Raw genomic sequence first — 17,364 nt, 5'->3', positions numbered from 1 at the left:
TCCTGTCCGCTCAGAGATAGCCGGCCACGCGCAGGCGCTCGAAGGCGTCCTCGGATTCATGATCCATCGCACGGCCCGCGCGCTCGGATGTGCGCGAGGTTTCGAGCTCGGCAATCACCTCGGCCACGGTCGAGGCATTGCTCTCGATCGGGCTGGTAATGTCCTGGTCGCCCAGCGAGCGGTAGCGCTTGCCCTCTTTCGAAAAATAGAGGTCGACCAGCGGAATGCCCTCACGCTCGATATAACGCCAGATGTCGATCTCGCGCCATGACAGCAGGGGGTGAACACGCACATGCACGCCCGCCTCGTGCGGGGTGGCGTACTGATCCCAGAATTCGGGGGGCTGGTTACGCACATCCCATTTATGGCCCGAGCCGCGCGGGCTGAACACGCGTTCCTTGGCGCGGGTGGCCTGTTCATCGCGCCGGATGCCCGCGATCACGCCTGCCAGCTTGTATTTGTCGATCATCGCGGCAAGCCCGGCCGTCTTGCGCGCGGCGGAACGGGCAGCGGGCGGCAGGGTGGGATCGATTTCCTCGACCGGCGGGCAATCGCCCAGCAGCAGCTCGAGGTTCCACTTCTTGGTGTATTCATCGCGGAATTTGTACATTTCCGGGAATTTCTTGCCGGTATCGACATGCATGACCGGAAACGGCACGCGCCCGAGGAAGGCCTTGCGCGCCAGCCAGAGCATGACGTTTGAGTCCTTGCCCAGCGACCACAGCATCGCCAGCGGCTTCAGCTTGCGATAGGCTTCACGCAGAATGAAGATGCTCTGGGCCTCGAGTTGGTCGAGATCGTCCATGGAATTACAGACCTTCCGTAACAGGAAAGAAAACGGGAGAAACCGCGCGCCCCGGCGCGGGGGAGGCGGAAAAGGAAATCATGCGCCCTGCCTTGCCGGCTTGCGCATATGTATGCCGCATTCGGTCTTGGCCTTGCCTGCCCAGCGCCCCTCGCGCGGGTCGGCGCCCTCGGCCACGGGGCGCGTGCATGGCGCGCACCCGATGGAAGGATAACCGCGCAGCGTAAGCGGGTGGCGCGGCAGGTTGCGGCGCGTCATCTCGGCATCGAGTTCGCGCGGCGTCCAGGCAATGAGGGGATTCAGCTTGATCTTGCCGCCCGGCGCATCCTCGATCACGGGCAGGCCCTGCCGTGTGGCCGCTTGCGTGCGCTTGCGCCCCGTAATCCACGCATCGAACGGGATCATGGCCTCATCCAGCGGCTCGACCTTGCGCAGGGCACAGCAGGCATCGGGGTCAAAGGCCCAGAGTTCCGCCGTGGGGTCGCGCTTTTCAAGCTGTACGGGGTTGGGGTGCAGGTCGCGCACATCACGCAGGCCCAGCACGCGGGCGAGTTCGTGGCGGTAGGCCAGTGTCTCGGGGAAGTGCTGCCCCGTTTCAAGGAACAGGACCGGAACGGCAGGATCAATTTCAGCCGCAAGGGCCAGCATGACAGCAGATTCCGCCCCGAAGGACGATACCAGCGCGATCCGGCCGCGCAGCCGCGCCAGGGCGACACGCAGCACGTCGGATGCGTTTTCACCCGCCTGCTTCAGTTCAGCCACAACATCCGCATCGATACGCATAATGTTCCCCGCACCCGATTTACACTAGGCCATAGCGTTCTTTTCACGCCACACCTACTCTTGGCGGAGTGTAAAATCAAGGGAAAGGCATAATTTATACGTATCCTGATGCGTATTTCATATATGTCCCTGCGGCATGGCAGCGCCGGGGTGCGAAACCACGGCTAACGGCTCATGAGCACCACGATATCGCTGTTTTCAAGCATATGACGCGTCACCCCGCCCAGGATCATCTGGCGCAGGCGGGAGTGCGAGTATGCCCCCATGACCAGCATGTCGGCATTGAAATCATGAGCGGCGGCGAGCATTTCCTCACCGACGGGACGTGTATCACTCCCGAATTCGTGAATATTGGCCTCAATGCCATGCAGCGAGAGGAAAGAGCGCACATGCCGCGCCTCCGGCCCGGGCCGCTGGTAGGCGGGGCTGTAGAGGATGCATACCGCTTCCGCCCGGCGCAGCAGGGGCAGGGCGTGATGGATGGCCGATGCCGCCTCCGACGTGCCATTCCAGCCGATGCAGATGCGCCGGCCGATGGTGGGGGGCGCTACGGGCGGGGCAATAATGACCCCGCGCCCGCTTTCAAACAGGATGGCGTGCAGGGTCTCGGATGATGAGACATCGCTTTCCGGGTTGGGCTGGCGCAGCACCACGATATCGGACAGCCGCGCCTGAAACGACACCACGCTGCGCGTATGCCCGCTATGGGCGATGAAACTGGCCGAAAGCGCATGCATGTTGCCCGGCGAAAGGGGAGAATCCACCGCCACGACCGGAATGTTCTCACGGCGCGCAAAGGCATCGAACAGGCCGCGCACCTCATGCAGGCGCTCGGAACTTTCCTTCAGCGCGGTGGAGATCATGTCCTGCACCATCACGCCGGACATGCCTTCGCCCACCAGCGGGCCAACTTCCTGCATGTCGGTTCCGACATGCAGCACGGCAAGATGCGCATCGAACATACGCGCAATCGCGCCACCTACATGCAGCGCACTCTGCGCGTGGCTTGCGCCACCGAGCGGCAGCAATATCCTACGCACACACATCTGATGAGCCTCCTGATCCGTTCATTGGGCATCTGCCTGGGTGGCGTTGCAGGCACCCGTTACCGGGCAAAACGGATCAGGCGCCGTTAAGTTCTGCCATCAGGGATAAAGGCGCTCGGTCTGCCACCCGTCGGGCACACGATCCCATACCGCGCGGTCATGCAGGCGGTAGGGGCGATCCTGCCAGAACTCGAAGTGCCGGGGCACGAGGCGGAAGCCGCTCCAGTTGGCGGGGCGGGGAATGATCGCCTCCGGGTCGGGGTAGCGGGCCTCGAGATCCGCCACCGCTTTTTCAAATACGGCACGCTCAGCGAGCGGGTGCGACTGGTTCGAGGCAATCGCGCCAAGCCGCGAGATGCGGCTGCGGCTGGCAAAATAGGCATCGGCCTCGGCAGGGGTAACGGGTTCGACAGGCCCCTCGATGCGGATCTGGCGGCGGATGCTCTTCCAGTGAAACAGCAGGGCGGCGTGCGGGTTGGCCTTCAGTTCGCCCGCCTTGCGGCTGTTGAGATTGGTGTAGAACACGAAGCCCCGCCGGTCGGCGCCCTTGAGCAGGATCATCCGCACCGAGGGTCGCCCTTCGGCTGTGGCGGTGGCCAGCGCCATGGCGTTGGGGTCGTTGGGTTCATGGGCCGTGGCATCCGCCATCCAGGCCGTGAACAGGTCGAACGGGTCGGCGGCGAGGTCGATCAGGGGTGAGGTCATGGGCTCCGGGTTCCGCAGGGCGTTTCGCGCGCGCCGCCCCGGCTGGGCGACGGCATGCGAAACATATGGAAACATAAGGTAAGTTACCGTGTGACAAATATTAGCTACAATTACAGCACTCGGCATCTTGTCCGAAACGGCAGCTTGTGCAACCACGAGGCCGAAAATTTCATCTGTCATTTACCAGTTTAAGGATAGCAGCATGTCAGACGGCGCGCCCAAAATCGCCATCAAGGGTTCATTGATGAAAGGCAAGCGGGGCCTTGTCATGGGTGTTGCGAATGACCGCTCCATTGCCTGGGGCATCGCGCGCGCCGTGGCCGAGCAGGGAGGCGAGCTGGCCTTTACCTATCAGGGCGAGGCGCTGGGCAAGCGCGTGCGCCCGCTGGCCGAGACCGTTGGCTCGACGCTGGTGCTGCCATGCGACGTGACCGATGATGCCGCGATGGACGAAACCTTTGCCGCCATCGAGAAAGAATGGGGCAAGATCGACTTCCTGGTCCACGCCATTGGCTGGGCGGACAAGCAGTTCCTGCGCGGGCGTTATGTCGATACCCCGCGTGACGCCTTCCTCAAGGCGATGGACATTTCGTGCTATTCCTTCACCGCCGTCGCCCGCAGGGCTGCCGCCATCATGAACCCGAACGGCTCGCTGCTTACGCTCACCTATCTGGGCGCCGAGCGCGTGATGCCGCATTACAACGTGATGGGGGTTGCCAAGGCGGCACTCGAGGCTTCGGTGCGCTACATGGCGGTTGACCTTGGCGGCGATGGCATCCGCGTCAACGGCATCTCGGCAGGCCCCGTCATGACGCTGGCCGCCAACGGCATCGGCGATTTCCGCTATATCCTGAAGTGGAACCAGTACAACTCCCCGCTCGAGCGCAATGTGTCGCTTGAGGAAGTGGGCGGTGCGGGGCTTTACATGCTGTCCGACCTGTCGGGCGGTGTTACGGGCGAGATCCATCATGTTGATTCCGGCTACCACATTGTCGGCATGAAGAACCCCACCGCGCCGGACATTACGGTCGCGGGTAACTGATCGCGGGAAGTCTGCCCTCATGTCGTACAACACCTTCGGCCACATGTTTCGCGTCACCACCTGGGGGGAAAGCCATGGCCCCGCCATTGGTTGCGTGATTGATGGCTGCCCGCCGCGCATCCCGCTGGATGTGAGCGACATCCAGCCCTGGCTGGACCGTCGCAGGCCGGGACAGTCAAAATTCACCACCCAGCGCCAGGAGGCCGATCAGGTCGAGATCCTGTCCGGCGTGTTCGAGGGGCAGACAACCGGCACGCCCATCTCGCTGCTGATCCGCAATACCGACCAGCGCTCGCGTGATTATGGCGACATCGCCACCCGCTACCGCCCCGGCCATGCCGATGTGGCGTATGACACCAAATACGGCATCCGTGACTATCGTGGCGGCGGCCGCTCCTCGGCCCGCGAGACGGCCATGCGGGTGGCTGCCGGTGCCGTGGCCCGCAAGGTGCTCGGCGCGGGCGTGCGCATTCGGGGCGCCATGGTGCAGGTTGGCCCGCACGGCATCGACCGCGCGCAGCTGGACTGGGATCTGGTCAATGCCAACCCGCTCTTCTGCCCCGATGCGCAGGCGCTGCCCGTTTGGGAGGATTACCTGGCCGATATCCGCAAAAAGGGGTCTTCCATCGGTGCCGTGATCGAGGTGGTGGCCGAGGGCGTGCCCCCGGGGCTGGGCGCGCCGATCTATGGCAAGCTTGATTCGGACCTTGCCATGGCGCTCATGAGCATCAATGCCGTCAAGGGCGTTGAAATTGGCGAAGGCTTTGCCGCTGCCAGCCTGACGGGCGAGGAAAATGCCGACCCCATGCGCATGGAAGATGGCAGGCTCCGTTTTGCCTCCAATCATGCAGGCGGCGTACTCGGCGGCATTTCAACCGGGCAGCCGCTGGTGGCACGCTTTGCGGTCAAGCCCACAAGTTCAATTCTGACACCCGTGCCGTCCGTCACGCGGGAAGGGGAGAATGTGGACGTGATGACAAAGGGGCGGCATGACCCGTGCGTGGGCATCCGCGCCGTGCCGGTGGGCGAGGCGATGATTGCCTGCGTGCTGGCCGATCACCTGCTGCGCCACCGGGGGCAGGTGGGAAGCTAGGCTCCCCACCACAGGCTGCTCAGCCCTTCAGCTTCGCGTCCAGCGTAATGGTCGCGTTGAACAGCTTGGACACCGGGCAGCCTGCCTTTGCCTTCTCGGCCAGTTCCTTGAACTGGGCTTCGCTCGCACCCGGAATCTCGGCTTCCAGCGTCAGTTTCGCATGGGTGATGGCAAAGCCTTCGCCCTGCTTGTCGAGCACGATCTCGGATTTTGCATCGAGCGACTTCGCCGTAAGGCCTGCGCCGCCAAGAATACCGGACAGCGCCATGGCGAAGCACGCCGCGTGGGCCGCGCCAAGCAGTTCCTCGGGGTTGGTGCCGGGCTTGTCCTCGAAGCGGGTGTTGAAGCCGTAGGGCTGGCTTTTCAGCACGCCGCTCTGGGTCGAGATTTCGCCCTTGCCGTCCTTCAGGCCGCCTGACCAGTGAGCCGTCGCAAATTTCGTAATCGCCATTGTGGTTCAAGTCCTTCATGCAGTTGCATCATGGGCACATCCGGCACCCGGGGGTGACGGTTATCCCTAGCACTGGGCAACCGGCCCGTGACCCCAAAGTTGCATCACGATGCATTCGCCACCGGTTGGGTCTTGCATTATGCGCCCAAAACGGCCATATCCCGCCACGGTCCCGCGTTGGGGCCAATTCGCACGTGAAGCCGAGACCTCTGGTGTCCTTGCAATACAGGGCGTGCTTCACGGAGGATAAACCAGACACAAGGATTTAGCCGACATGGCGATGCCTGAATTCACAATGCGCCAGCTGCTTGAAGCCGGCGTGCATTTCGGTCACCACACCCGCCGCTGGAACCCGCGCATGGCGCCGTACCTGTTTGGCGTGCGCAACCAGGTCCACATCATCGACCTGCAGCAGACCGTTCCCATGCTGGACCGTGCGCTCAAGGCGATCCGTGACACCGTGGCCGGTGGTGGCCGCGTGCTGTTCGTGGGCACCAAGCGCGCCGCTGCCGACCAGGTGGCCGAAGCCGCCAAGCGCTGCGGCCAGTATTACGTCAACCACCGCTGGCTTGGCGGCATGCTGACGAACTGGAAGACCATCACCGGTTCGATCAAGCGCCTGCGCGGCATTGACGAGATGCTGGAAAACGGCACCCAGGGCCTGACCAAGAAGGAAGTCCTGGACATCACCCGCGACCGCGAGAAGCTTGAGCGTTCGCTCGGCGGCATCAAGGAAATGGGCGGCCTGCCCGACATCCTGTTCGTGATCGACACGAACAAGGAAAAGCTGGCGGTCGAGGAAGCCAACAAGCTGGGTATCCCGGTCGTGGCCGTGCTGGACAGCAACTCCGACCCGCGTGGCGTGACCTTCCCGATTCCGGGCAATGACGACGCCATCCGCGCCATCGCACTGTATTGCGAGCTGGTTTCGTCCGCCGTGCTCGATGGCATCTCCGCCGAGCTGGGCGCATCTGGCGAGGACTTCGGTGCATCCGAGGAACTGCCGGTCGACCCCGCCGTGGAAACGGCCGTGACGGAAGCCGCCGCAAGCGCGGAATGAAAACGGGCGCCAGCGTGGCCTAGGCCTGCTGGCACAACTGACACAGCAAGGACACGCCCCGCCCGCTTGCGGGGCGTGCGCCTGTCGTGATGGAGTATCAGTATAATGGCGCAAATTACCGCAGCGCTCGTCAAGGAACTTCGCGAGAAGACCGGCGCGGGCATGATGGACTGCAAGAAGGCCCTTAACGAAGCCGAAGGCGACATCGAGGGCGCGATCGACTGGCTGCGCAAGAAGGGCCTGTCGGCTGCTGCCAAGAAGTCCGGCCGTGTTACCGCCGAGGGCCTGGTTGGCGTGGCGCAGACCGACCTGAAGGCCGCCATGGTCGAGATCAACGCCGAGACCGACTTCGTTGCCCGCAACGAGCATTTCCAGAACTTCGTGTCCGAAGTGGCGCATGCCGCACTGACCGTGGGCGATGATCTGGAAAAGCTCAAGGGCGCCGTGCTGAAAAGCGGTCGCACCGTGGCCGATGAACTGACGCACCTGATCGCCACCATTGGCGAGAACATGTCCATCCGCCGCGCGCGCGTGCTGAGCGTGCCCTCGGGCGTGGTCGCCACCTACGTGCATGGCGCGGTCAGCCCCGGCCTGGGCAAGATTGGCGTTCTGGCCGCTGTTGAAGCGCCGAGCGCCAGCGAAGCGCTCGAAGACCTCGGCCGTCGCATCGGCATGCATGTCGCAGCCACCCGCCCGGCAGCACTCGATGTTGACAGCGTTGACCCGCAGGCGCTCGAGCGTGAGCGCGCGGTGCTGGTGGAGCAGGCCAAGGCTTCGGGCAAGCCCGATGCCATCATCGAGAAGATGGTCGATGGCCGCATCCGCAAGTTCTATGAGGAAGTCGTGCTGCTCGAGCAGATCTGGGTTCATGATGGCGAAAGCCGCGTGCGCAAGATCGTGGAGAAGGCAGGCGCCAAGCTGAAGGGCTTCGAGCGCTTCCATCTTGGCGAAGGCATCGAGAAGGAAGACAACGACTTTGCCGCTGAAGTGGCGAAGGCCGCCGGCAACTGATCAGTTGCCGGTTTCCGGTTTTCTTTTGACGAGGGCGGGGGCTTCCTGATGGAATGGGAGGCACCCGCCCTTGTGCTTTCTGCCGCGCCTTACGGCGAGGGCAGCGCCATCGTGCATGTGCTGACCGGTGAGCATGGCCTCTATCACGGCCTTGCCCGTGGCGGCTCGGCAAGCCGGGGGCGTGCGGTATGGCAGACCGGCAATCTGGTGCGCGCGCGCTGGGTGGCGCGGCTGTCCGAGCAGTTGGGTAATATCTCGGCCGAGGTGGTGCATGCCTCGGCTGCACGCATCCTCGATGACCCGCTGCCACTGGCCATGCTGGCCTCGCTCTGCGCGCTGGCCGATGGCTGCCTGCCCGAGCGCGAGCCACACCCTGCCATTTTTCAGGGGCTGGCCAGCCTGCTGGCGCGGATCAGCCTCGACCCGCACTGGGCGGTGGCCGAGGCCATGCCTGAAATCGTACGCTGGGAACTGATGCTGCTCTCCGATCTGGGCTTTGGCCTCGATCTGGGCTGCTGCGCCCTTGGTGGCCCTGCTGATGATCTGCGCTGGGTCTCGCCCCGCACGGGGCGCGCGGTATCGGATGCACGGGCAGGGGAATGGCGCCAGCGCCTTCTGCCGCTGCCCGGTTTCGTGCTGCACCCCGATGAGACCGGCACCCCGCAGGACTGGTATGATGGCCTGCGCCTGACCGGGCATTTCCTGCAACGCGATGCGTTTGGCCAGCGTCACCGCCCGGTGCCTGAAGCACGCTTCAGGCTGCTCGACCTGATCGCGCGCGAGGCTGATATCACGCCGCCCGGAGCCCCGGCGGAGACGACACCCACCCCGCCGGGCTGATACACCATTGGACAAACCGTAAAGTTTCGCTATCTGTTCACCTGCGGGAGGAAGATTGCATGTCTGTGGACCCAACAGTCGGCCATATTGAAGATACCAAGCTGGCCGATGCGCTGAGCCAGCGCTACCTGGCCTATGCCATGTCGACCATCATGTCGCGCTCGCTGCCCGATGTGCGCGACGGGCTGAAGCCTGTGCACCGGCGCATGATCTATGCCATGCAGCAGCTCAAGCTTGACCCCACGTCGGGGTTCAAGAAATGCGCCCGCGTGGTGGGTGACGTGATCGGTAAATACCACCCGCATGGCGATGCCTCGGTCTATGAGGCGCTGGTGCGGCTGGCGCAGGATTTTGCCGTGCGCTACCCGCTGGTGGAAGGGCAGGGCAATTTCGGCTCGATCGACGGCGATAACGCCGCCGCCATGCGCTACACCGAATCCCGCCTCACCGCCGTGGCCAAGGCCCTGCTTGAAGGCATTGACGAGGACAGCGTCGATTTTCGCCCCACCTATGATGGCGAGGAGCAGGAGCCGGTCGTGCTGCCTGCCGCTTTCCCCAACCTGCTGGCCAACGGGGCGGCTGGCATTGCCGTGGGCATGGCAACCTCCATCCCGCCACATAACGTGGGCGAGATCTGTTCGGCAGCCCTTGCGCTGATCCGCAAGCCCGCCACCACCACGCTTGAGCTGCTCGAACACATGCCGGGCCCGGATTTTCCCACCGGCGGGTCCATTGTGGAGGATCGCGACGCTATTGCCCGCGCGTATGAGACCGGGCGCGGCTCCTTCCGCATCCGCTCGAAGTGGGAAGTGGAACAGGGCCGGTTCGGCACATGGCAGATCGTTGTGACCGAAATCCCGTACCAGGTGCAGAAATCACGCCTGATCGAGCAGGTAGCCGATCTGATGGAGCTTAAAAAGCTCCCGCTTCTGGCCGATATCCGCGATGAAAGCACGACCGATATCCGCCTGGTGCTTGAGCCCAAGTCACGCGGCATCGAACCCGCCGTGCTGATGGAAACGCTGTTCCGCGCCACCCAGTTGGAAAGCCGCTTCGGCCTGAACATGAACGTGCTCGGCGCCGATCAGGTGCCCGGCGTGCGCAGCCTGAAGGACGTGCTGCAGGCATGGCTCGACCACCGCCATGACGTGCTGCTGCGCCGCAGCACCAACCGGCTGCAGGCGGTCAACCGGCGGCTGGAAATTCTTGATGGCTTCCTTGCCGTCTACCTCAACCTTGATGAGGTCATCCGCATCGTGCGCGAGGAGGATGATGCGAAGGCAGCGCTGATGGCCACCTTCAGCCTGACCGAACTGCAGGCTGACTCCGTGCTCAACATGCGCCTGCGCAGCCTGCGCCGGCTGGAAGAAATGGAAATCCGCGCCGAGCACGCCAAGCTGAGCGCGGAAAAGCAGTCCCTGCAGGACCTGCTGGGCCAGGAAGGGCTGCGATGGAAGCGCATTGCGGCTGAAATCAGGGACATCCAGAAGAACTTTGGCAGTGGCGCGCTTGGGGCCCGGCGCAGCACGCTGGCCGAGCCGCCGCCCGAGATCGATGTGGAAGCGGCCCTGCCGGTCGAGCGGGATCCGCTGACGGTCATCCTGTCGCAAAAGGGCTGGATCCGCACCGTACGCGGCCATGGGCAGGATCCGCAGGGCCTCAAGTTCAAGGAAGGCGACGGGCCGGGCATGGCAGTGGAATGCCACAGCAACGACCGGCTGTGCGTCTTCGCCACCGATGGCCGCGCCTTTACGCTGCGCGTGGCCGAACTGCCGCGTGGCCGGGGCGATGGCCAGCCGCTGCGCCTGCTGATCGACCTGTCGAATGATGAAGACATCATCACGATGTTCCCGGTTGATGACAGCGCCAGGCGCCTGCTGGCCTCAAGTGCCGGGCGTGGCCTTGTCGTGGCGGAATCAGCCATGACGGCGGAAAAACGCACCGGCAAGCAGATCCTGAACCTCAAGGAAAACGAAAGCGCGCTGATCTGCGCACCGGCAGACGGCGATCATGTGCTGGTGCTGGGGCAGAACAGGCGCATGCTGGTCTTCCCGCTCGCGCAGTTGCCGGAAATGACCCGTGGCCTTGGCGTAATCTTGCAGAAATACAAGGAAGGCGGCCTGCGTGATGCCATGGTGTTCACCGCGGCAACCGGCCTGGCCTGGCCTGATCCCAACCGCACCCGCCCCTTTGCCGATGTGAAGGAGTATGTGGGCAAGCGTGCCGATACCGGCAAACCGGCCCCCACCTGGGCCACCCGCAAGCCAAAGGGCTGAAACGGGAAAAGTTTTTGGTGAAGCTTTTTTCAAAAAGCTTCAAAGAACGCCGCCTTTGTGAAAACAGGCGGCGTTTTACTTTTTATCCATACCCGGTTGCGGCGGATGGAACAGGTCATCGGGCAGGAAGGCGCTGTCCTGCGGCTGCGCGGCATCGGGCTGGCTCAGGTCAAGGTCATGCCATACGCCGCGCATCATGATCTGGGCGGGGCGGAAGCGGGCCTTGTAGGCCATCTTGTGGCTCTCGCTGATCCAGTAGCCCAGATACAGATAGGGCAGGCCGAGCGTGCGGGTATATTCGATCAGGTGCAGCACCGCGAACGTGCCCAATGAGCGTGAGGGCATGTGGGGGTCAAAAAAATCATAAACGGCGGACAGTCCGTCATCAAGCTGGTCCACCAGCGCCACGCAGACCAGGCGGCCCGCCGTGTCGCGGAACTCGATCATGAAGGTCTCGACCGTCGTATCCTCGATCATGGCGCGGTAATCGGGGAAGGTCATGGAGGCCATGTCGCCCCCGTCATGCCGGGTGGCCTGATAGGCGCTGAACAGGTTGAACTGCTCGGGTGTGGCATGGGGCGGCACGCGCGTGCCCGACAGCGCGTTATTGCGTGCAAGCACGCGGCGCTGCGTGCGGCTGGGCGCAAAGCGGGCCACCGGCACGCGTATGGGCGTGCAGGCGGTGCAGTTGGCGCAGACAGGGGCATAGGCAATGGTGTGGCTGCGCCTGAACCCCGCGCGTGACAGGCGGTTATGGAACGGCACGGCCTCGGGGCCGCCAATTTCGGTCACGACCTTGCGCTCCATGCGGCCCGGCAGGTAGGGGCAGGGCATGGGGGCGGTGGTATAGAACAGCTGTGGATGCCGTGGCGATGTGTAGGTCATGCGCTCTTCACCAGCCGGAAAACGGAAAAGGACAGCCCCGCAAGCCGGAAAGACAGACTGCCCGTATGCTTATACGGTTATCATATCTTCCCGGTTGCAGGCATCAACTATCCGGCGATGACGGATGGGCGCTTTCCGGCCGGATCAGGCGCGCAGCAGGCGGGCTGCGTCGAGCGCGAAATAGGTCAGCACGCCATTGGCGCCCGCGCGGCGAAAGGCCATCAGGCTTTCCAGTATCACGCGGTCACGGTCGAGCCAGCCATTCTGTATGGCGGCCATCAGCATCGCGTATTCACCTGATACCTGATAGGCGAAGGTCGGCACCGCGAATTCCTGCCGCACGCGCGCGATCACGTCCAGATACGGCATGCCAGGCTTGACCATGACCATATCGGCCCCTTCGCGCAGGTCCTGGGCTACTTCACGCAGGGCTTCATCGCTGTTGGCGGGGTCCATCTGGTAGGTTTTCTTGTCACCTGTCAGCAGCCCGCCCGAGCCGAGTGCATCACGGAAGGGACCGTAGAAGGCGCTGGCATACTTGGCGGCGTAGGACATGATGCGGGTATTGACCAGCCCGCTGCCGTCAAGGGCGGCGCGGATGGCGCCGATACGCCCGTCCATCATGTCGGACGGGGCGATGATGTCGATGCCCGCCGCCGCCTGGTTGACCGCCTGGGTTACCAGGATCTCCACCGAGGGGTCATTGACCACGTAGCCATCCTCGATCAGCCCGTCATGGCCGTGGCTGGTATAGGGATCGAGCGCCACATCGCCGATCAGCCCGATTTCTGGGAATTCCTTTTTCAGCAGGCGGGAGGCGCGACACATCAGGTTGTCGGGATTGGTGGCCTCGCTCCCGGCCTCGTCACGCACGTTGGCGGGGGTTATGGGGAACAGGGCGAGGGCAGGGATGTCGAGCTTCGCTGCCGGTTCGACGTGGGCTGCCAGCCTGTCAAGGCTGACACGCTGCACGCCGGGCATGGAGGCCACGTCGGTTACCGCGTTGGTGCCCTCGGTCACGAAGATCGGCCAGATCAGGTTATCGGTCGAGAGCGTGTTTTCAGTAACAAGCCGCCGGGTGAACCGGTCATGCCGGTTACGCCGCAGCCTTACATTGGGAAACTGACCGATGCTCATCCAATCCAACTCCAGTGAGGTAAAGGGAACCCGACTATGATCCGCTGGCCGCGCCCTGCCAAATGATGATGCGGTAACACTTACTCCCGGCCCTGCATGGCAGGCATGTTCTGCCCCAGCCTGCTGTGCCGCATGCCATACAGGCCGTACACCACCAGCCCGATGGCCAGCCACACCACCAGCCGCAGCCATGTCAGTCCATCAAGCGAGACCATGACCGCAAGGCAGCAGACAATGCCGGCAACGGGTACGACCATGCCACCGGGCACGCGGAACACGCGCGGGCGGTCGGCCTCGCGCACGCGCAGCACCATAACCCCCACGCATACGATGACAAAAGCCAGCAGCGTGCCGATCGAGGTCATGTTGGCCAGTTGCGTGATGGGCAGGAAGGCGGCCATGAGTCCGGTCACCACCATAAAGAACAGATGGCAGGCCACAGGCGTGCCCCAGCGTTTATGGGTGCGGCCAAACATGGGGGGCAACAGCCCGTCGCGCGACATGGCGAAGAACACCCGGCTCTGCCCCAGCAGCATGAGCAGCATGACCGACAGGAACCCGCAGATCACCCCCACCTTGACGGCAGCCTTGAGCCAGACAAAGGGGGTCTGGTCGATGGCGGTGGCCACGGGGGCGGCGTCGCCTGCAAGGTCGCGGTAATTGACCAGCCCCGTCAGCACGAACGAGAAACTGATATAGACCAGCGTGCAGATGGCCAGCGTGCCCATCAGCCCAATGGGCATGGCACGGCCGGGGTTGCGTGTTTCCTGCGCTACGGTGGAGATCGCGTCAAACCCCAGATAGGCGAAGAACACCAGCCCCGCCGCCCGCATGATGCCTGACAGCCCGTAATGCCCGAACTCACCGGTGTTGGGGGGGATGAAGGGCGTGTAGTTCGCGGTCTTGATGTAGGGCAGGCCAAAGCCGATCACGGCCGCAATGATGACCAGCTTGACCACCACGATCACGCCATTGAGCCGCGCGGATTCGGAAATGCCGCGCATGAGCAGCACGGAAAGCGCGAAAATGACGAATACGGCAGGCAGGTTGGCCAGACCATGCACGGGCTGGCCATTCGCCATGCCCACCACCTCGAATGGCGAGGCCATGAAGCGGGGATCGATATGAATGCCCCATTCCTCAAGCAGCGAGCGCATGTATCGTGCCCAACTGACCGACACGGCAGACGCGCCGACCGTATATTCGAGCACCAGATCCCAGCCGATGATCCAGCCCGCCAGTTCGCCCAGCGCCGCATAGGCATAGACATAGGCACTGCCTGCCGAGGGGATCATGCCCGCAAGCTCGCCGTAGCACAGCCCGGCAAACGCGCAGGCGATGGCGGCCACGGCAAATGACACGATCACCGCAGGCCCGGCATTGCTGCCCGCAGCGATGCCGGTCAGCGAGAACAGGCCCGCGCCGATGGTGCCCCCCACGCCCAGGGTCAGAAGGCTGCCGATCCCCAATACGCGTTTCAGCCCCGCGTCAGGGGCCGGGGCGCCAACGGGCAGCCTGCGCAGCAGCGCGCGCCTGATGTCCGTGCTCATGAGGCCACGCCTGGCATGCCGTGGCGGAGTGCATGGGGGGGAACAACAGTCAAATCAGCCTCTCTCAGTCATTTTGGCGTTGTCTAAACGCCACGATATGGCGCACATAGCAGGCCTGTCCCCATAGGTGTCATGTCCGTTTGCCCAGCCGGAAATGACAGACGATTAATTGATGGAGAACCATACCGGTGTCGGACCCTATCAGCCAGAGTGACCTCAAGCAGTTTTTCCGCGCCCCCCTGACCGAAGCCGACCCTGATGTCGCCGCCATGATCGATGCGGAACTCGTGCGCCAGCGCGACGGGATCGAACTGATCGCCAGCGAGAACATGGTCTCGGCCGCCGTCATGGCCGCCCAGGGCAGCGTCCTGACCAACAAATACGCCGAAGGCTATCCCGGCCGCCGCTATTATGGCGGTTGCGTGGAAGTGGACAAGGTCGAGACCCTGGCCATCGAACGCGTGAAGAAGATGTTCGGCGCCGAATTCGCCAACGTGCAGCCCCATTCGGGCGCCAACGCCAACCAGGCGGCGTTCATGGCCATGGTCAAGCCGGGCGATACCGTGATGGGCATGAGCCTTGCCGCCGGTGGCCACCTGACGCATGGCGCGGCCCCCAACTACTCGGGCAAGTGGTTCAACGCCGTGCAGTACGGCGTGCGCAAGCAGGACGGCCTGCTCGACTATGAGGAAATGGAACGCCTTGCGCGCGCCGAGAAGCCGAAGCTGATCGTGGCCGGTGGCTCGGCCTATCCGCGCATCATCGACTTCGCCCGCTTCCGCGCCATTGCCGATGAGGTGGGTGCCTACCTGATGGTGGACATGGCGCATTTTGCGGGCCTTGTCGCCGCCGGGCTGTATCCCTCGCCGGTGCCGCATGCGCATGTCGTGACATCGACCACGCACAAGACCCTGCGCGGCCCGCGTGGCGGCCTGATCCTGACCAACGATGCCGACCTGGCCAAGAAGATCAACTCTGCCGTATTCCCCGGCCTGCAGGGCGGCCCGCTCATGCATGTCATCGCGGGCAAGGCCGTGGCGTTTGGCGAGGCGCTGCGCCCCGACTTCAAGACCTATCAGGAAGCCGTGGCCACCAATGCCCGCATCCTGGCCGAGACGCTGGTCAAGGCTGGCTTTGACATCGTGACCGGCGGCACCGACTGCCACCTGATCCTTGTTGACCTGCGCCCCAAGGGCGTTACGGGCCGTGCCGCCGAGCGTGCGCTTGAGCGCGCGGGCATTACCGCCAACAAGAACGCCATTCCCTTCGACCCCGAGAAGCCGGCCATCACCTCGGGCATCCGCCTGGGCAGCCCGGCGGCCACCGCGCGTGGCTTTGGCGCAGCCGAGTTCCATGAAATCGGCCTGATGATCGACGAAGTGCTGACCGCCCTCGCCAAGACACCCGGCGAGGAAGGCTGCGAGAAGACGGAGCAGGCCGTGCATGAGCGCGTCAAGGCGCTGTGTGCCCGCTTCCCCATCTACGCCTGAACATGAGGCACGCCCGCCCCGGTTGATAACGGGGCGGGCCTTTACGCCGGGCTGCTGACGGCCCGGGCAAAGCGCACCGCCGTATGCCCGCGCGCGGGGCGCAGGTTAGGCATGACCAGCATGCACCGGTCATAGGGCGTGCGAATCTCGTCACGTCCGTCATGCGCGACAAGCGTGCCCCGCGCGGGCAGAACCTGCCCGCCACGAAACGGGGCCACGAAACGGAACGCGCCGGTACGCGCCGTCACCACATTCGTCACCACCATATCGCGTTGCGGCACGGGCGCGGCGGTGGCGGGTACAGGCAGGCCGCAGCACGGCCCGATCAGGGACATGACAGCCTGCATGGCGCGGTTTACCGTGCTTTCATGCCAGTGCTGGCCTGCCTCGAGCAGGCAGGCGGCGGCGGGGCCTCCATCGCTGAAGCGGGGATGGTCGATCAGCCTGCATCCGCTCCGGTGCCCCTGATCGGCCACGGCTGTCGTAATACCGCCAATACGCTGCGCCATCTGTCGCCCTGCTGCTGCAAGTCCTGACAGGACCAGCGGATCGCCCGGCCACAGCATGGAATGCAGGTCAAGCAGCCTGTCCGCCGTCAGGATAACGGGCAGCAGCACCCGCGCGCGATCGAGTTCATGCGCGCTGCGGGCACTGTCCAGCGTGGCGGGCGACCAGACGCGGTTCATGTCCTCATCCACGCAGCGTGCCCTTACGGGGTCGCGCGGGTCGAAGAGGTCCATGGCCTCGGGGTTGGCGAATATGAAGGACAGACGGCCCGAGCGCGGGCGGATGCGCGCACGCAGCAGGCGGTCGAGCACGATGGCGCCCGAGAATTCATTGCCGTGAATGAGGCTGACACACACGATATGCGGCCCCGGCCTGCGCCCCTCGTAATGCATGACGCCGGGTATGCCGCAATTCCCCGCCCGCCATGGCGTGATGTCGGGAGGGGTGAGGTCAATACGCCATCGGGGCAGGGGCTGGGCTGGCGGCGGCAGGCGGTCAAGAAACGGCGTGGGTCGCGTCACGCGCACCGGCAGTGGCGTTTCATCCGGCCCGCATGTCATGCCACGGGCTGCCCGCCGGGGCGCAGGCCTGACCCATCACGGTGCAGGCCGGGTGCGTGCATGACATCGTGCTTCATCATGCCAGCAGTTTATCCGGCCCGCCTGCCACGGCAAGGCCACCAT

The 17,364-nt window shown here is 64.1% G+C and carries 16 protein-coding genes; 7 read left to right on the top strand and 9 right to left on the bottom strand.

The annotated features are described in order from the left end of the window. Window positions 1–10: 10 nt before the first annotated feature. The 4 genes from cysD to pdxH all read right to left on the bottom strand — a co-directional run bounded on the left by cysD (window position 11) and on the right by pdxH (window position 3,339). Window positions 11–805 (bottom strand): sulfate adenylyltransferase subunit CysD, encoded by a 795-nt coding sequence (gene cysD, locus GXY01S_RS02240; RefSeq protein ID WP_061271758.1) that lies wholly within the window; start codon window positions 803–805, stop codon window positions 11–13. Window positions 806–883: 78 nt separating this feature from the next. Next, entirely contained in the window at window positions 884–1,588 is a 705-nt protein-coding gene (locus tag GXY01S_RS02235) for a phosphoadenylyl-sulfate reductase (protein ID WP_061271757.1), read from the bottom strand. A gap of 164 nt (window positions 1,589–1,752) precedes the next feature. Beyond that, window positions 1,753–2,634, bottom strand: a complete 882-nt coding sequence (locus tag GXY01S_RS02230; RefSeq protein WP_061271756.1) for a universal stress protein — start codon at window positions 2,632–2,634, stop codon at window positions 1,753–1,755. Between the two features lie 99 nt (window positions 2,635–2,733). After that, a complete protein-coding gene (gene pdxH, locus GXY01S_RS02225) occupies window positions 2,734–3,339 on the bottom strand; it encodes a pyridoxamine 5'-phosphate oxidase (protein WP_061271806.1) in 606 nt (201 codons plus the stop codon). Window positions 3,340–3,541: 202 nt separating this feature from the next. Here pdxH and fabI point away from each other — a divergent pair, with 202 nt between their 5' ends. Both fabI and aroC read left to right on the top strand, forming a co-directional pair. Further along, window positions 3,542–4,381, top strand: a complete 840-nt coding sequence (gene fabI, locus GXY01S_RS02220) for an enoyl-ACP reductase FabI (protein WP_061271755.1) — start codon at window positions 3,542–3,544, stop codon at window positions 4,379–4,381. 19 nt (window positions 4,382–4,400) lie between these two features. Next, window positions 4,401–5,474 carry a chorismate synthase gene (gene aroC, locus GXY01S_RS02215; RefSeq protein ID WP_061271754.1) on the top strand — a complete coding sequence of 358 codons (1,074 nt, stop codon included), beginning with the start codon at window positions 4,401–4,403 and terminating at the stop codon, window positions 5,472–5,474. Window positions 5,475–5,493: 19 nt separating this feature from the next. Here the strand turns inward: aroC and GXY01S_RS02210 are convergent, their stop codons facing one another. Continuing rightward, a complete protein-coding gene (locus tag GXY01S_RS02210; RefSeq protein ID WP_061271753.1) occupies window positions 5,494–5,925 on the bottom strand; it encodes an OsmC family protein in 432 nt (143 codons plus the stop codon). Window positions 5,926–6,199: 274 nt separating this feature from the next. On the opposite strand from GXY01S_RS02210, the gene rpsB reads away from it, so the two are divergent. The 4 genes from rpsB (at window position 6,200) to parC (ending at window position 11,112) form a co-directional block, all read left to right on the top strand. Beyond that, window positions 6,200–6,985, top strand: a complete 786-nt coding sequence (rpsB, locus tag GXY01S_RS02205; protein ID WP_061271752.1) for a 30S ribosomal protein S2 — start codon at window positions 6,200–6,202, stop codon at window positions 6,983–6,985. A gap of 105 nt (window positions 6,986–7,090) precedes the next feature. Next, on the top strand, window positions 7,091–7,996 hold the full coding sequence (tsf, locus tag GXY01S_RS02200) for a translation elongation factor Ts (protein WP_061271751.1): 906 nt from the start codon (window positions 7,091–7,093) through the stop codon (window positions 7,994–7,996). Window positions 7,997–8,044: 48 nt separating this feature from the next. Next, window positions 8,045–8,836, top strand: a complete 792-nt coding sequence (gene recO, locus GXY01S_RS02195) for a DNA repair protein RecO (protein WP_061271750.1) — start codon at window positions 8,045–8,047, stop codon at window positions 8,834–8,836. Between the two features lie 59 nt (window positions 8,837–8,895). Then, window positions 8,896–11,112, top strand: a complete 2,217-nt coding sequence (gene parC, locus GXY01S_RS02190; protein ID WP_061271749.1) for a DNA topoisomerase IV subunit A — start codon at window positions 8,896–8,898, stop codon at window positions 11,110–11,112. Between the two features lie 75 nt (window positions 11,113–11,187). Here parC and GXY01S_RS02185 read toward each other — a convergent pair whose 3' ends face one another. The 3 genes from GXY01S_RS02185 to GXY01S_RS02175 all read right to left on the bottom strand — a co-directional run bounded on the left by GXY01S_RS02185 (window position 11,188) and on the right by GXY01S_RS02175 (window position 14,684). Next, window positions 11,188–11,997 (bottom strand): arginyltransferase, encoded by an 810-nt coding sequence (locus tag GXY01S_RS02185; protein ID WP_061271748.1) that lies wholly within the window; start codon window positions 11,995–11,997, stop codon window positions 11,188–11,190. A gap of 144 nt (window positions 11,998–12,141) precedes the next feature. Continuing rightward, a complete protein-coding gene (gene hemB / locus GXY01S_RS02180) occupies window positions 12,142–13,134 on the bottom strand; it encodes a porphobilinogen synthase (protein WP_061271747.1) in 993 nt (330 codons plus the stop codon). Window positions 13,135–13,214: 80 nt separating this feature from the next. Next, entirely contained in the window at window positions 13,215–14,684 is a 1,470-nt protein-coding gene (locus tag GXY01S_RS02175; protein ID WP_061271746.1) for an amino acid permease, read from the bottom strand. 200 nt (window positions 14,685–14,884) lie between these two features. Here GXY01S_RS02175 and glyA point away from each other — a divergent pair, with 200 nt between their 5' ends. Beyond that, on the top strand, window positions 14,885–16,174 hold the full coding sequence (gene glyA / locus GXY01S_RS02170) for a serine hydroxymethyltransferase (protein ID WP_174520895.1): 1,290 nt from the start codon (window positions 14,885–14,887) through the stop codon (window positions 16,172–16,174). 41 nt (window positions 16,175–16,215) lie between these two features. Here glyA and GXY01S_RS02165 read toward each other — a convergent pair whose 3' ends face one another. Next, a complete protein-coding gene (locus tag GXY01S_RS02165; RefSeq protein WP_061271744.1) occupies window positions 16,216–17,241 on the bottom strand; it encodes a M14 family metallopeptidase in 1,026 nt (341 codons plus the stop codon). Between the last annotated feature and the right edge of the window lie 123 nt (window positions 17,242–17,364).

It is taken from the genome of Komagataeibacter xylinus NBRC 15237 (assembly GCF_001571345.1).
GTDB lineage: Bacteria > Pseudomonadota > Alphaproteobacteria > Acetobacterales > Acetobacteraceae > Komagataeibacter > Komagataeibacter xylinus.
Note: the sequence above shows the minus strand (reverse complement) of the source record. Positions and strands in the feature narration are given on the sequence as shown.

What these genes read in the sequence shown, in the direction of transcription:
- cysD (WP_061271758.1), bottom strand. Translation starts at nt 805, where the DNA reads ATGGACGATCTCGACCAACTCGAGGCCCAGAGCATCTTCATTCTGCGT.
- GXY01S_RS02235 (WP_061271757.1), bottom strand. Translation starts at nt 1,588, where the DNA reads ATGCGTATCGATGCGGATGTTGTGGCTGAACTGAAGCAGGCGGGTGAA.
- GXY01S_RS02230 (WP_061271756.1), bottom strand. Translation starts at nt 2,634, where the DNA reads ATGTGTGTGCGTAGGATATTGCTGCCGCTCGGTGGCGCAAGCCACGCG.
- pdxH (WP_061271806.1), bottom strand. Translation starts at nt 3,339, where the DNA reads ATGACCTCACCCCTGATCGACCTCGCCGCCGACCCGTTCGACCTGTTC.
- fabI (WP_061271755.1), top strand. Translation starts at nt 3,542, where the DNA reads ATGTCAGACGGCGCGCCCAAAATCGCCATCAAGGGTTCATTGATGAAA.
- aroC (WP_061271754.1), top strand. Translation starts at nt 4,401, where the DNA reads ATGTCGTACAACACCTTCGGCCACATGTTTCGCGTCACCACCTGGGGG.
- GXY01S_RS02210 (WP_061271753.1), bottom strand. Translation starts at nt 5,925, where the DNA reads ATGGCGATTACGAAATTTGCGACGGCTCACTGGTCAGGCGGCCTGAAG.
- rpsB (WP_061271752.1), top strand. Translation starts at nt 6,200, where the DNA reads ATGGCGATGCCTGAATTCACAATGCGCCAGCTGCTTGAAGCCGGCGTG.
- tsf (WP_061271751.1), top strand. Translation starts at nt 7,091, where the DNA reads ATGGCGCAAATTACCGCAGCGCTCGTCAAGGAACTTCGCGAGAAGACC.
- recO (WP_061271750.1), top strand. Translation starts at nt 8,045, where the DNA reads ATGGAATGGGAGGCACCCGCCCTTGTGCTTTCTGCCGCGCCTTACGGC.
- parC (WP_061271749.1), top strand. Translation starts at nt 8,896, where the DNA reads ATGTCTGTGGACCCAACAGTCGGCCATATTGAAGATACCAAGCTGGCC.
- GXY01S_RS02185 (WP_061271748.1), bottom strand. Translation starts at nt 11,997, where the DNA reads ATGACCTACACATCGCCACGGCATCCACAGCTGTTCTATACCACCGCC.
- hemB (WP_061271747.1), bottom strand. Translation starts at nt 13,134, where the DNA reads ATGAGCATCGGTCAGTTTCCCAATGTAAGGCTGCGGCGTAACCGGCAT.
- GXY01S_RS02175 (WP_061271746.1), bottom strand. Translation starts at nt 14,684, where the DNA reads ATGAGCACGGACATCAGGCGCGCGCTGCTGCGCAGGCTGCCCGTTGGC.
- GXY01S_RS02165 (WP_061271744.1), bottom strand. Translation starts at nt 17,241, where the DNA reads ATGACATGCGGGCCGGATGAAACGCCACTGCCGGTGCGCGTGACGCGA.